This is a genomic window from Pseudomonas sp. MWU12-3088 (genome assembly GCF_023242405.1).
Taxonomy (GTDB): Bacteria; Pseudomonadota; Gammaproteobacteria; order Pseudomonadales; family Pseudomonadaceae; genus Aquipseudomonas; species Aquipseudomonas kribbensis.
In genome coordinates this window covers 874,883-887,489 of sequence record NZ_JALJEA010000001.1, presented here as the reverse complement: position 1 = coordinate 887,489, position 12,607 = coordinate 874,883, and the positions used below count along the sequence as shown (strand labels likewise).

Sequence of the window (12,607 nt, the reverse complement as noted above, 5' to 3'; positions counted from 1 at the left end):
TTTTGTACGCGACGCTTTCCATCAATAACAAGCCCAAGCGGAGTACCACAGATGGCGTTCTTCACCGCAGCCAGCAAAGCCGACTTCCAGCACCAACTGCAAGCGGCACTGGCGCAGCACATCAGTGAACAGGCACTGCCACAAGTGGCGCTGTTCGCTGAACAATTCTTCGGCATCATTTCCCTGGACGAGCTGACCCAACGTCGCCTCTCCGACCTCGCTGGCTGTACTCTTTCTGCGTGGCGCCTGCTTGAGCGCTTCGATCACGCGCAACCGCAAGTGCGCGTCTACAACCCCGATTACGAACGTCACGGCTGGCAGTCGACCCACACCGCGGTCGAAGTGCTGCACCACGACCTGCCATTCCTGGTGGACTCGGTGCGTACCGAGCTGAACCGCCGCGGCTACAGCATCCACACCCTGCAGACCACCGTGCTCAGCGTGCGTCGTGGCAGCAAGGGCGAACTGCTGGAAATCCTGCCGAAGGGCACCACCGGCGAAGGCATCCTGCACGAGTCGCTGATGTACCTGGAAATCGACCGCTGCGCCAACGCGGCCGAACTGAATGTGCTGAGCAAGGAACTGGAACAGGTTCTGGGTGAAGTCCGCGTCGCGGTCGCCGATTTCGAGCCGATGAAGGCCAAGGTGCAGGAAATCCTCACCAAGCTCGATAACAGCGCATTTGCCGTCGATGCCGGCGAGAAGAACGAAATCAAGAGCTTCCTGGAATGGCTGGTGGGCAACCACTTCACCTTCCTCGGCTATGAAGAATTCACTGTTGTCGATCAGGCCGATGGCGGCCACATCGAATACGACCAGAATTCGTTCCTCGGCCTGACCAAGATGCTGCGCACCGGTCTGACCAACGAAGACCGCCACATCGAAGACTACGCCGTGAACTACCTGCGCGAACCGACACTGCTGTCGTTCGCCAAGGCTGCACACCCGAGCCGCGTCCACCGTCCGGCCTACCCGGATTACGTGTCGATCCGCGAAATCGACGCCGACGGCAAAGTCATCAAGGAACACCGCTTCATGGGCCTGTACACCTCGTCGGTGTATGGCGAAAGCGTACGTGTCATCCCGTTCATCCGCCGCAAGGTCGAAGAAATCGAGCGTCGCTCCGGCTTCCAGGCCAAGGCTCACCTGGGCAAGGAACTGGCCCAGGTTCTGGAAGTGCTGCCGCGTGACGACCTGTTCCAGACCCCGGTCGACGAACTGTTCAGCACCGTGATGTCGATCGTGCAGATCCAGGAGCGCAACAAGATCCGCGTGTTCCTGCGCAAAGACCCGTACGGTCGTTTCTGCTACTGCCTGGCCTACGTGCCGCGCGACATCTATTCCACCGAAGTCCGCCAGAAGATCCAGCAAGTGCTGATGGAGCGCCTGAAGGCGACCGACTGCGAGTTCTGGACCTTCTTCTCCGAGTCCGTGCTGGCCCGCGTGCAACTGATCCTGCGCGTCGACCCGAAAAACCGCATCGACATCGACCCGCTGCAACTGGAAAACGAAGTCATCCAGGCTTGCCGCAGCTGGCAGGACGACTACGCCGCCCTGACCGTCGAAACCTTCGGCGAAGCCAACGGCACCAACGTGCTGGCCGACTTCCCGAAAGGCTTCCCGGCCGGCTACCGCGAGCGTTTCGCTGCGCACTCGGCTGTGGTCGACATGCAGCACCTGCTGAACCTGAGCGAGAAGAAGCCGCTGGCCATGAGCTTCTATCAGCCGCTGGCGTCCGGCCCGCGCGAGCTGCACTGCAAGCTGTATCACGCCGATACCCCGCTGGCGCTGTCCGACGTGCTGCCGATCCTGGAAAACCTCGGCCTGCGCGTGCTGGGCGAGTTCCCGTATCGCCTGCGTCACAACAACGGCCGCGAGTTCTGGATCCACGACTTTGCGTTCACTGCCGCCGAAGGCATGGACCTGGACATCCAGCAGCTCAATGACACCCTGCAGGACGCGTTCGTCCACATCGTGCGCGGCGACGCCGAAAACGATGCGTTCAACCGTCTGGTGCTGACCGCCGGCCTGCCATGGCGCGACGTCGCGCTGCTGCGTGCCTACGCTCGCTACCTGAAGCAGATCCGTCTGGGCTTCGACCTCGGCTACATCGCCAGCACCCTGAACAACCACACCGACATCGCTCGCGAACTGACCCGGTTGTTCAAGACCCGCTTCTACCTGGCACGCAAGCTGGGCAGCGATGATCTGGACGACAAGCAACTGCGTCTGGAACAAGCGATCCTGACCGCGCTGGACGACGTTCAAGTCCTCAACGAAGACCGCATCCTGCGTCGTTACCTGGACCTGATCAAAGCGACCCTGCGCACCAACTTCTACCAGACCGACGCCAACGGCCAGAACAAGTCGTACTTCAGCTTCAAGTTCAACCCGCACTTGATCCCTGAGCTGCCGAAGCCGGTTCCGAAGTTCGAAATCTTCGTTTACTCGCCTCGCGTCGAAGGCGTGCACCTGCGCTTCGGCAACGTTGCGCGTGGTGGCCTGCGCTGGTCCGACCGTGAAGAAGACTTCCGTACCGAAGTCCTCGGCCTGGTAAAAGCCCAGCAAGTGAAGAACTCGGTCATCGTGCCGGTGGGTGCGAAGGGCGGCTTCCTGCCGCGTCGCCTGCCACTGGGCGGCAGCCGTGACGAGATCGCGGCCGAGGGCATCGCCTGCTACCGCATCTTCATCTCGGGTCTGCTGGACATCACCGACAACCTGAAGGACGGCAAACTGGTACCGCCGGTCAATGTCGTGCGTCATGACGACGATGACCCGTACCTGGTGGTCGCGGCGGACAAGGGCACTGCAACCTTCTCCGACATCGCCAACGGCATCGCCATCGACTACGGCTTCTGGCTGGGTGACGCGTTTGCGTCCGGTGGTTCGGCCGGTTACGACCACAAGAAAATGGGCATCACCGCCAAGGGCGCGTGGGTCGGCGTACAGCGTCACTTCCGCGAGCGCGGCATCAATGTCCAGGAAGACAGCGTGACCGTGGTCGGCATCGGCGACATGGCCGGCGACGTATTCGGTAACGGCCTGTTGATGTCCGACAAGCTGCAACTGGTTGCCGCGTTCAACCACATGCACATCTTCATCGACCCGAACCCGAACCCGGCCACCAGCTTCGTCGAGCGTCAGCGCATGTTCGACCTGCCGCGTTCGGCATGGTCCGACTACGACACCAGCATCATGTCCGAAGGCGGCGGTATCTTCTCGCGCAGCGCGAAGAGCATTGCCATCTCGCCACAGATGAAAGAGCGCTTCGACATCCAGGCCGACAAGCTGACCCCGACCGAACTGCTGAACGCCTTGCTCAAGGCGCCGGTGGATCTGCTGTGGAATGGCGGTATCGGTACTTACGTCAAAGCCAGCAGCGAAAGCCACGCCGATGTCGGCGACAAGGCCAACGATGCGCTGCGCGTGAACGGCAACGAACTGCGCTGCAAGGTTGTGGGCGAGGGCGGTAACCTCGGCATGACCCAACTGGGTCGTGTGGAGTTCGGTCTCAATGGCGGCGGTTCCAACACCGACTTCATCGACAACGCCGGTGGCGTGGACTGCTCCGACCACGAAGTGAACATCAAGATCCTGCTGAACGAAGTGGTTCAGGCCGGCGACATGACCGGCAAGCAACGCGATCAGTTGCTGGCAAGCATGACCGACGAAGTCGGTGGTTTGGTGCTGGGCAACAACTACAAGCAGACCCAGGCCCTGTCCCTGGCTGCCCGCCGTGCCTACGAGCGTGCCGCCGAGTACAAACGCCTGATGAGCGACCTGGAAGGCCGTGGCAAGCTGGACCGCGCCATCGAGTACCTGCCGACCGAGGAGCAGCTCACCGAGCGTGCCGCGACCGGCAAGGGCCTGACGCGTCCGGAACTGTCGGTGCTGATCTCGTACAGCAAGATCGACCTCAAGCAGCAGCTGCTGGACTCGCTGGTGCCGGACGACGATTACTTGACCCGCGACATGGAAACCGCGTTCCCGCCGAGCCTGGTCAGCAAGTTCGCCGATGCCATGCGTCGTCACCGTCTGAAGCGCGAGATCGTCAGCACCCAGATCGCCAACGATCTGGTCAACCACATGGGCATCACCTTCGTTCAGCGACTCAAAGAGTCCACCGGCATGACCCCGGCGAACGTTGCCGGCGCCTACGTGATCGTGCGTGACATCTTCCACCTCCCGCACTGGTTCCGTCAGATCGAAGCGCTGGACTATCAGGTCTCCGCTGACGTGCAACTGGAGCTGATGGACGAGCTGATGCGTCTGGGCCGTCGCGCTACGCGCTGGTTCCTGCGTGCCCGTCGCAACGAGCAGAACGCTGCCCGTGACGTCGCGCATTTCGGTCCGCACCTCAAGGAGCTGGGTCTGAAACTGGACGAGCTGCTGAGCGGCGAAATCCGTGAAAACTGGCAAGAGCGTTATCAGGCTTACGTGGCGGCCGGTGTACCGGAACTGCTGGCGCGTATGGTGGCGGGTACGACCCACCTCTACACGCTGCTGCCGATCATCGAAGCGGCCGACGTGACTGGCCAGGATCCGGCCGAAGTGGCCAAGGCGTATTTCGCCGTGGGCAGCGCGCTGGACATCACCTGGTACATCTCGCAGATCAGCGCCTTGCCGGTTGAAAACAACTGGCAGGCCCTGGCCCGTGAAGCGTTCCGCGACGACGTCGACTGGCAGCAACGCGCGATCACCATCGCCGTTCTGCAAGCGGGCGGCGGCAACCTGGACGTGGAAGAGCGTCTGGCGCTGTGGATGGCGCAACACGACGCGATGATCCAGCGCTGGCGCGCCATGCTGGTGGAAATCCGTGCCGCCAGCGGCACCGACTACGCCATGTACGCGGTGGCCAACCGTGAGCTGAACGACGTGGCGCTGAGCGGTCAGGCGGTCGTGCCTGCTGCAGCGACTGCGGAGCTTGAGCTTGCTTGAGTAGCCGTTGAATGAAAAAGCCCCGCTCTCGAAAGAAGCGGGGTTTTTTTATGCCTGTTGTTCGGCGGTATTTGTGTGGTGCTGCGTAGATCCAACCCCCTCACCCCAGCCCTCTCCCCCAGGGGGGGCGAGGGGAAAGGGAGCCGATCTTCATGCTTTTCAAACTCAAGTTCGACTCGGTATCTCACGTCGGTGTAGTTCGAAAGAACACCTCGGTCAGTCCCCTCTCCCCCCGGGAGAGGGTTAGGGTGAGGGCAGCGGCCTGATAGTCACTGCAACTTATGTAGTTGTTTAGTATCGAGCATCGACACTTTATCTGTCGGTCTGGTCAGCAAATTACTGAGCGACTGGTCAAACTTCTGCAGCGCCCGGACCTGAACTTCCTGCTGCTGATTAATATCCGCAACAATCTCCTCCGAACGCTTGAAGTCCGCCCACACCGGCGTCAACTCTTTCGCCTCGGACCCCTTGGCCGTCCCGATATAGTTGAACTTGCCGTCATAGAAGTCCGCACTCACATCCGCCTTGATGTCCGAACTGCGCGAAGTAATCAACTGGCTGTGAGTATCGACGATCGCCACCACGTCCGGATTCGCCGCACGCAGGCTCTGCATGTCCGGGTACACCGTAACCGAGCCGAACTGGCGTTGCAGCGAGGCTTTCACCCAATCCACGGCCATGTCCGGTTTTGAAGTGGCGACGTAGGCGTCGTGGATCGGCTGCACCAGCAAACTCTGGCCGAAACCGGTGCCGGCGTTGGCCTGATACTCGCGCAGGTATTCGCGGTTGGTCTGGGTGCTCGGGCTGTAGAGCATGCCCAGTGACACACCTGGACCGCTTTTTACAGCGGTCGCACTACTGCGGCCCACCGGTTGAGTGAAGAGGGTGTCGAGCGACGATACCATTGTTGGCGCGGTGGGCACCGAACAGGCAGTTAATGTCAATAGTGAGATGGTGAAGGCGCTGGCGAACACAGGTTTCATGGTGTTTCTCCCGTGAAAAACTTGAGTCGGAAATCTCGGGCAGCCGTCAATGCCGGCTGTTGATTCATGTTAACCCCGCAAAAGTCATATTGAATGTGAAATTCATGTGATGTTCAGCAGAGTCGTAGTCTTGTTTGGCTTATCCTTGGTTTTCTAATTGCGGTAGGAAATAAAAAAGCTCAAATCAACGATTTGAGCTTTTTTACTTATGAGTGGACGAGTTTTCTATTGATTTGTTAATGCTCAGTGGTAGAGGTGTTTAGTATCCGGTGGCTTTACGCCAAAATTCGTATCAGTACTGGCTTCAGTTCCAAATTCACTTGGGTGATGCCGCCAACCAGAAGCCGCTCCTGCTTATCGATTGCAATTGCCTCCGAAAGTTGAAGGCCATTCAAGGTGAGCAATCCATTGTCCCTGTGAAAGGTTAAATCAGGTTCGCCATCTTGCAGGAAACGGGCAATCGGGAGGTAGGCAGGCGCTGCACCATTCTCCATCGAGCCACCGACAGCGATAATTCTGCTCTGTCGGTCAATCGCGCTTGTGTGCCAAGCGAGACTTCTGCTTTCGTCGTTCGGAGTCAGGACAGGTTTACCTCCGTTGAAGTCTTGCACAATTTTTCCTGAGTCGGTGATGCTCGTAATATACCCTTTGTTGGGGAATCCGATCTTTTGACCGGTAATGAGCAGTTTTTTCGAGTTGAGTTTTTCGATGGAAACAATGTTGTTTTCGAAGCTTAAATGTTCGAAAAGCAGATATCCGTTGTCTGCAAAGCCGTGTACAAGCTCTCCGGCTGTTGTATACATGGTCACAATGCCCAACCAATTGTTGGCGACTTTTGCGTTGCCTGCTACGCAGATCAGGTCATCGGAAACTCGAATGATGTTATAGAGGTTTACTGGGTAATCAGTGTGCTTGATATCAATGTAGGGTTTGCCCTTGTTGAAATCGTTGTTGGGTTGGCCGGATTTCAAAAGTTGAATGAGATAGTTTCTGTGGATCGCCAGTATTTTTCCGTCGGGAAGTACTATGGGCGCTCTCGAAGAGTGGCCATTACCCGAAGCAGGTGCAGGGGGTGGAGTCTGAGCAGAGGCGGGGAGCGGGATGACGATTTTTCCATGGTTGCCAAAATCGGTTTCGTAATTTCCGTGCCTATTAAAGCATGCAAGGGCGACCATCGTCCGGCCGTCAGTTTGATGTGAACCTTGAAGCAATATGCTTTCATCTTCTAAAAGCGTAATGCTGCCTCCTGATGAGGCTCCTTCGTTGCTAAATTTATCCAGGACAAAACCACGGTTTGCGAATCTTTCATCTGGGACGCCATTGTCTGCGAAACAGCCCAAAACAAATTTATCAGCGGTGCTGCTGACGAACAAAATTCCCCCCCTTGAGTCAACCGCCAGTCCCTGAATTCGCGACAGGCCGATCTCATTGTTTGGTATATGAACGATAGCTTTTCCATTAAGCCCGAAAGTATCATCCAGATGCGCGGCTGAGCGTTTATCGTTCATGTTCAAATCCTCAGTTAATTGGAAAGCCCAGAGGATCATTGAGTTTGTTGCACTGGTTGTCTACTGTCAGTCTTGACAGTAGACAACATCATTAATTTAAGGGTGCTTCAATGGTTCGCTTTTTATAGAACGACTTTGGCACCAACTGATTCCAATTTATAGCAACGGGAAGCAAGAAAGTTCGTGATCGATGATTTGAACGCCTGTGATTTTGTCGCGCGATCTCAATCACTGTTCCAGCGGGATCAACACTTTTTCATCAGGCGACAGCACCATGAACACCAGCAACTTGGCAGGTTTGGTGTTGCTGGCGTTTTTCGACACCAGATGCTCGGAGCCGGCCGGTTCGTACCAGAACTGGCCTTTCTTGTAGGTGATCGCTTGTTCGCCCTTGACCTGGGAAGTCACTTCGCCTTCGAGCACATAGGCCATGGCCGTGCCGTCGTGTTTGTGGGCGATGGAGGACTGGCCGGGTTTGTAGTCGACTTCGATCATCATGGCTTTTTTGCCGGGGACGTTTTTCAGCATCTGGTCCTGCAGGACCGAGACCTTCTCGGAGGCATCGTGGGCCATGGCGGCGGCAGAAACAGACAGGGCGAGAGCGGCGGCGAAAATGGGCAGGAGTTTCATGGCGGGTCACCTGTGAAGTGGGGGAGTCGGTCTTCACAGTAGTCCCCGCTCCGGGCCATTCACACCGCCAATATTCGGGAAGTTCAGGTGACCAATCTGTGGTATTTCAGCGTATTCAAATACGCCATCGCGAGCAGGCTCGCTCCCACAAGTTTTGTGCCGTTCCAACCATTTATGAACCGCACGAAACCCTGTGGGAGCGAGCCTGCTCGCGATGGCATTGGTTCAGACGATAGGGAAACTGTTGAAATCCACACTATTGGCCAGCCGACTATCGATCAAGTCAATAAACCCCTGCGCCTCAGGCCGGTTGAAGTGCGCCTGCATCGCCGCCTCCGACTGCCAACGAGCACTGACGGTCCAGCGGTGGCTGTCGTCAGGGCAGCGGTCGACCAGATAGGAATCACAGCCCGGCGTTTCGCGAAGGGTTTCGACGATCTTCTGCAACTGCCTGCCCAGCTCCTCGGAGCGGCCGGCCGCAGCCTGCACCTGTACGGTGTTGATCACTTCGTTGGACATTGCTCACACTCCTGAATCAGGCCGGACGAATCCTGCTCATTGAGGGATAACGCCTGTGCAGAATAGGCCTGCACCCCGGGATCACCAATAACCAATCGGCGGGTAATCCGTTAGACCAATCTACCCGGCGACCTGTTGCAGAATGTCGCGCAGGCGATCCAGCGCGATATCGATATCCAGCGTCTCGATGGCGCCGAAACCGAAGTACATCCCGCTTCTGGCCGGCTGCTGGTAATAGAAGCCGTCGATGGCGTACAGCCCGACTTCGACCTTTTTCGCCAGTTCGATCACCAGCGGCAAGTCGATCGGCACACGGCAGAACACCGCCATATGAAAGCCTGCGCTGGCCGGCACTGCCTCCAGCCACGGCGACAGGTCGGTGGCCATGCGCGCCAGGATCCGCTCGCGGCGCTGGGCATAAACAGTGTGGCAGCGGCGAATGTGCTTGAGCAGGCAGCCCTCGGCGATGAACTTGGCCAGCGCCCATTGCGGCAGGGTGGAGGCGTGCAGGTCGGTGAGTTGCTTGGCGCGGATCACCGCTTCGAGAATCGCCGGTGGCAGGATCGCGTAACCGAGGCGCAGCTCGGGCAGCAGGGTTTTCGAGAAGGTGCCGACGTAGGCGACGATGCCGCGCTGATCGAGGTTGTGCAGCGAATCCGTCGGCCGGCCCTCGTAGCGGAACTCGCTGTCATAGTCGTCCTCGATGATGATCGCGCCGAGCTCGTAGGCCCGCGCCAGCAACGCCTCGCGCCGGGCATGGCTCATCGGCATGCCCAGCGGGAACTGGTGCGACGGTGTCACGTAGATCAACCGGGTGCCGTCGGGAATCTGCTCGACCTGAATCCCTTCCGCATCCACCGGCACACCGACCACGGTGGCGCCATGGGTGCCAAACAGCAGACGTGCCGGCGGATAACCCGGATCTTCCATCGCCACCAGACTGCCGGGGCGCAGCAGCACCCGGGCGATCAGGTCGAGCGCCTGCTGCGCGCCGTTGCACACCACAATGTCTTCGTCCTGGCAGTTCACGCCACGGGAGAACGCAATGTGCCGGGCAATCGCATTGCGCAGCGCCGGCAAACCTTCCGCCACGCTGTAGAAACCTTTGGAACCCGCCATCTGCCGCATGGCGTGGGAGACACAGCGACGCCAGTCATCGTGGGGGAACTGGCCCTTGCTGGTGGCACCGCCGATAAAGTCGTAACGCAGCGAGCCGTCCAGCGTCGGGTGGCGCAGGAACACCGGCAGGTTGCACCAGCTCTCGATCACCTCGGAACTGGCCAGCTCGGAATGGCTTTGCTTGCGCTGCACCGGCGTCGAGCGGGCGTTGACGTACGTGCCTTTGCCGATGACGCCGGTGAGGAAGTTTTCGTAAGTCAGCTGCGCGTAAGTGTCGGAAATAGTCTTGCGCGAAATCCCCAGTTGCTCGGCGAGCAAGCGGCTGGGCGGCAGTTGCGTGCCGGCGGCCAGGCGCCCGGATTCAATGGCGCCGCGCAGTTGCTGGTACAACTGACCGGCCAGATCCTTGCGGCCGTTGATCACGACATGAAGTTCCATACCGACGGGGCTCCTGGGGGCGAATGAGGCGGATTGTGCGCCCGCCAGATTACTCCCGAATGCACGCGGGGCAGAAGTTGCGCGGAGTAAAAACCGCAAATTGGTCAAGGATCAGTGGTCTGCCGGTTTTCCGTGCAATTGGGGCTGTAACCCTGGCCTGCCAGCGCTTACCGTGAAATGACTCTTCTGCTGCCCGAGACCCGCCCATGTCCCCGCGTCTGGATTACTACAGCGCTTCACCCAAAGCCATGAAAGCAATGATTGCCCTGGAAGCGCTGACCAGCAGCCTGAGCATCGAGGCGCCGCTGCTGCACCTGATCAAGATCCGCGCCTCGCAACTCAACGGCTGCGCGTTCTGCACCGACATGCATTCGGTGGAAGCGCGGCGGGCAGGGGAGACGGACCGGCGGCTGTACGCCATCGCGGTCTGGCGCGACAGCGGCTTCTTCAATCTGCGCGAGCGGGCCGCACTGGCCTGGACCGACGCGGTGACGCTGCTGGCGGAAAGTCATGTGCCGGATGACGTCTATGAACAAGCGCGAACACAGTTCAACGAAGGCGAACTGGTGGACCTGACCATGGCTGTCAGCACCATCAGCAGCTGGAATCGCCTGGCGGTGAGTTTTCGCCAGGTCCCCAGCGATCACTAGTTGATGATCGTTCCCACTCGGGAGCGTGGGAAGGAACAGGTAAAAACTAGTTCGGCGGCCGCTGCGGTTTCACCGACGTGCCAAACGTATTGCCCATCCGCGTGCTGGTCGCCGCCGGTGTCGCCAGCCCCACCTGATTCGGCGGGCGCTTGTTGACCGGCACATTCATCGCTTCCTGATTCTTCTGCGCAGCCGCCGCGCCGTCGGGGTTATTGCCCATCTGCTGGCTCAGGCAGTCGTAATTCGGCGCCTTGTAACCGCCCACGGTCACCTCGACGCAACCCACTGCCTGCTCGGCATGCACGCCGCCCGACAGGGTCAACAACAGCCCGCTCAGCGCCAATGTCCACAGTGATTTCATGTGTGCCTCCTGGCCGGCCCGAAGGGGCCGCTCTAACTCAAGAGTCTAGTGCAACGGGCGCGCCGATCCCGTGATGGTTTTTTTGCAGTGGCCGTCACACCAGATTCATAAACAGCCCTCAGGATGACGGTTTTCAGGGGTGCATCAGCCGTGCAGCGAGGCCGTGCCAGGGACGAATTTGCGCGCTCAGCGCTCATGCGCCAGCTCTGTCTGGGGCTGCTGCTTGGCTTGTTTCTGAGCCATGCCAGCGCCGACCCGGTGCCGGCGACGATGCGCATGACGCTGCACATCCCGGCCCAGGAGCTGGCCCGCGCCCTCGATCAGTTCAGCCGCGCCACTGGCATGGCGGTGCTGGTCGACAGCCAGTTGAGTCGTGGTCGACGCTCCCTGGCGGTGGATGGCGAATTCACCGCCGCCGAAGCGTTGCGCCGGATGCTCGGCGGCAGCGGCTTGATGGCCAAATACAGCCGCGACGACGCGTTCACCTTGCAGGTTGCGCAAGTCGAGGACGTGCCAATGCCGGCGGAGAAACCGACCCCCGCCAGCGTCGCGGTCAACCGCAGTTACGCCACGGCGGTGCAGGCGGCCATCGAACGCAACTTGTGTCGTTCGCCGCTGACCCGGCCCGGCAGTTTTCGCGCGGTGTTGCAGTTGTGGATCGGCCGCGACGGCGTGGTGCAGCACAACCGGTTGGTCACCACCACCGGCGATGTTCGGCGCGATGCAGCGCTGGTAGACAGTTTTCACACGCTCAAGATCGACCGGCCCACACCCGGCGCATTGCGCCAGCCAGTCACGTTGCTGTTGTTACCCGAATCGTCAGGAAAGCGCATGGAATGCACACAATGGGAAGGAGTTTCCGGGGGATGAAAGACGCCGGACAAAGTTCGATGGTCCAGCTGTTCCTGACGTCCTACGAGGACTTTCGGGTGCGCCTGCGACGCCGTCTCGGCTCGGAGGACCTGGCCAACGACGTGCTGCACGAAACCTACCTGCGGGTCGACCGCATGGAAGCGCCGCCGAACCTGCTGCGGCCCAACGCCTACCTCTATCGCATGGCCCTGAACATCGCCGCCGACCGCCGCCAGGCCGATGCGCGGCTGCTCACCGGCAGCGAAGTCGAAGAACTGCTGCAAGTCAGCGACGAAGCGCTGGACCCGATGCGCGTGGTCGGCGGGCAAAAGGAAATCCAGTCGCTGCTCAGCGCCCTCTACGAACTGCCAGCCCGGCGTCGCCGGATCTTCATCGCCGCACGGCTGGAAGAAGCGCCGCACCTGGAAATCTCCCAGCGATTCGGCATCTCCACGCGCATGGTCGAGAAGGAAATCAAGGCTGCCCTCGGACACTGCGCGGCCAAACTGGAAAGAAAAGTGTTTCAGCGGTTCGGTCGCGGGGCCGGAAAACCGTCTAGTGAATGAAGCTCCGATTGAGTGTCCCGATCAACCCGTCGAGTACCTGTGC

The 12,607-nt window shown here is 59.6% G+C and carries 10 protein-coding genes; 4 read left to right on the top strand and 6 right to left on the bottom strand.

Annotated features, from left to right (window positions below):
• The first annotated feature begins 51 nt into the window (after nt 1–51).
• Nucleotides 52–4,938, top strand: coding sequence for an NAD-glutamate dehydrogenase (locus tag M5B98_RS03985; protein ID WP_248741898.1), 4,887 nt, complete (start codon nt 52–54; stop codon nt 4,936–4,938).
• Nucleotides 4,939–5,207: 269 nt separating this feature from the next.
• On the opposite strand, the gene M5B98_RS03980 is transcribed toward M5B98_RS03985, so the two are convergent.
• From M5B98_RS03980 to M5B98_RS03960, 5 genes are all read right to left on the bottom strand, one after another.
• A complete protein-coding gene (locus M5B98_RS03980; protein WP_248741897.1) occupies nt 5,208–5,921 on the bottom strand; it encodes an ATPase in 714 nt (237 codons plus the stop codon).
• 275 nt (nt 5,922–6,196) lie between these two features.
• Complete coding sequence (locus M5B98_RS03975; RefSeq protein WP_248741896.1) at nt 6,197–7,429, bottom strand: hypothetical protein; 1,233 nt, start codon at nt 7,427–7,429, stop codon at nt 6,197–6,199.
• A 228-nt stretch (nt 7,430–7,657) separates the two neighbouring features.
• Nucleotides 7,658–8,059 (bottom strand): cupin domain-containing protein, encoded by a 402-nt coding sequence (locus M5B98_RS03970; RefSeq protein ID WP_248741895.1) that lies wholly within the window; start codon nt 8,057–8,059, stop codon nt 7,658–7,660.
• Between the two features lie 225 nt (nt 8,060–8,284).
• Nucleotides 8,285–8,578, bottom strand: coding sequence for a putative quinol monooxygenase (locus M5B98_RS03965; protein ID WP_085711307.1), 294 nt, complete (start codon nt 8,576–8,578; stop codon nt 8,285–8,287).
• Between the two features lie 120 nt (nt 8,579–8,698).
• A complete protein-coding gene (locus M5B98_RS03960; RefSeq protein WP_248741894.1) occupies nt 8,699–10,135 on the bottom strand; it encodes a PLP-dependent aminotransferase family protein in 1,437 nt (478 codons plus the stop codon).
• A gap of 206 nt (nt 10,136–10,341) precedes the next feature.
• Here M5B98_RS03960 and M5B98_RS03955 point away from each other — a divergent pair, with 206 nt between their 5' ends.
• The gene (locus M5B98_RS03955; protein ID WP_248741893.1) at nt 10,342–10,785 is read left to right on the top strand and encodes a carboxymuconolactone decarboxylase family protein; all 444 of its coding nucleotides are present in this window, start codon (nt 10,342–10,344) and stop codon (nt 10,783–10,785) included.
• A gap of 46 nt (nt 10,786–10,831) precedes the next feature.
• Here M5B98_RS03955 and M5B98_RS03950 read toward each other — a convergent pair whose 3' ends face one another.
• Entirely contained in the window at nt 10,832–11,146 is a 315-nt protein-coding gene (locus M5B98_RS03950) for a hypothetical protein (RefSeq protein ID WP_025109823.1), read from the bottom strand.
• Between the two features lie 195 nt (nt 11,147–11,341).
• Here M5B98_RS03950 and M5B98_RS03945 point away from each other — a divergent pair, with 195 nt between their 5' ends.
• Nucleotides 11,342–12,016: an STN domain-containing protein gene (locus M5B98_RS03945; RefSeq protein WP_248741892.1), complete on the top strand. Its 675-nt coding sequence runs from the start codon at nt 11,342–11,344 to the stop codon at nt 12,014–12,016.
• Nucleotides 12,013–12,564, top strand: a complete 552-nt coding sequence (locus M5B98_RS03940; RefSeq protein WP_011334580.1) for an RNA polymerase sigma factor — start codon at nt 12,013–12,015, stop codon at nt 12,562–12,564. The genes M5B98_RS03945 and M5B98_RS03940 overlap by 4 nt, the downstream gene beginning before the upstream one ends.
• The last annotated feature ends 43 nt before the right edge of the window (nt 12,565–12,607 follow it).

Coding starts and splice junctions, on each gene's coding strand:
- M5B98_RS03985 (WP_248741898.1), top strand. CDS start 52: ATGGCGTTCTTCACCGCAGCCAGCAAAGCCGACTTCCAGCACCAACTG.
- M5B98_RS03980 (WP_248741897.1), bottom strand. CDS start 5,921: ATGAAACCTGTGTTCGCCAGCGCCTTCACCATCTCACTATTGACATTA.
- M5B98_RS03975 (WP_248741896.1), bottom strand. CDS start 7,429: ATGAACGATAAACGCTCAGCCGCGCATCTGGATGATACTTTCGGGCTT.
- M5B98_RS03970 (WP_248741895.1), bottom strand. CDS start 8,059: ATGAAACTCCTGCCCATTTTCGCCGCCGCTCTCGCCCTGTCTGTTTCT.
- M5B98_RS03965 (WP_085711307.1), bottom strand. CDS start 8,578: ATGTCCAACGAAGTGATCAACACCGTACAGGTGCAGGCTGCGGCCGGC.
- M5B98_RS03960 (WP_248741894.1), bottom strand. CDS start 10,135: ATGGAACTTCATGTCGTGATCAACGGCCGCAAGGATCTGGCCGGTCAG.
- M5B98_RS03955 (WP_248741893.1), top strand. CDS start 10,342: ATGTCCCCGCGTCTGGATTACTACAGCGCTTCACCCAAAGCCATGAAA.
- M5B98_RS03950 (WP_025109823.1), bottom strand. CDS start 11,146: ATGAAATCACTGTGGACATTGGCGCTGAGCGGGCTGTTGTTGACCCTG.
- M5B98_RS03945 (WP_248741892.1), top strand. CDS start 11,342: ATGCGCCAGCTCTGTCTGGGGCTGCTGCTTGGCTTGTTTCTGAGCCAT.
- M5B98_RS03940 (WP_011334580.1), top strand. CDS start 12,013: ATGAAAGACGCCGGACAAAGTTCGATGGTCCAGCTGTTCCTGACGTCC.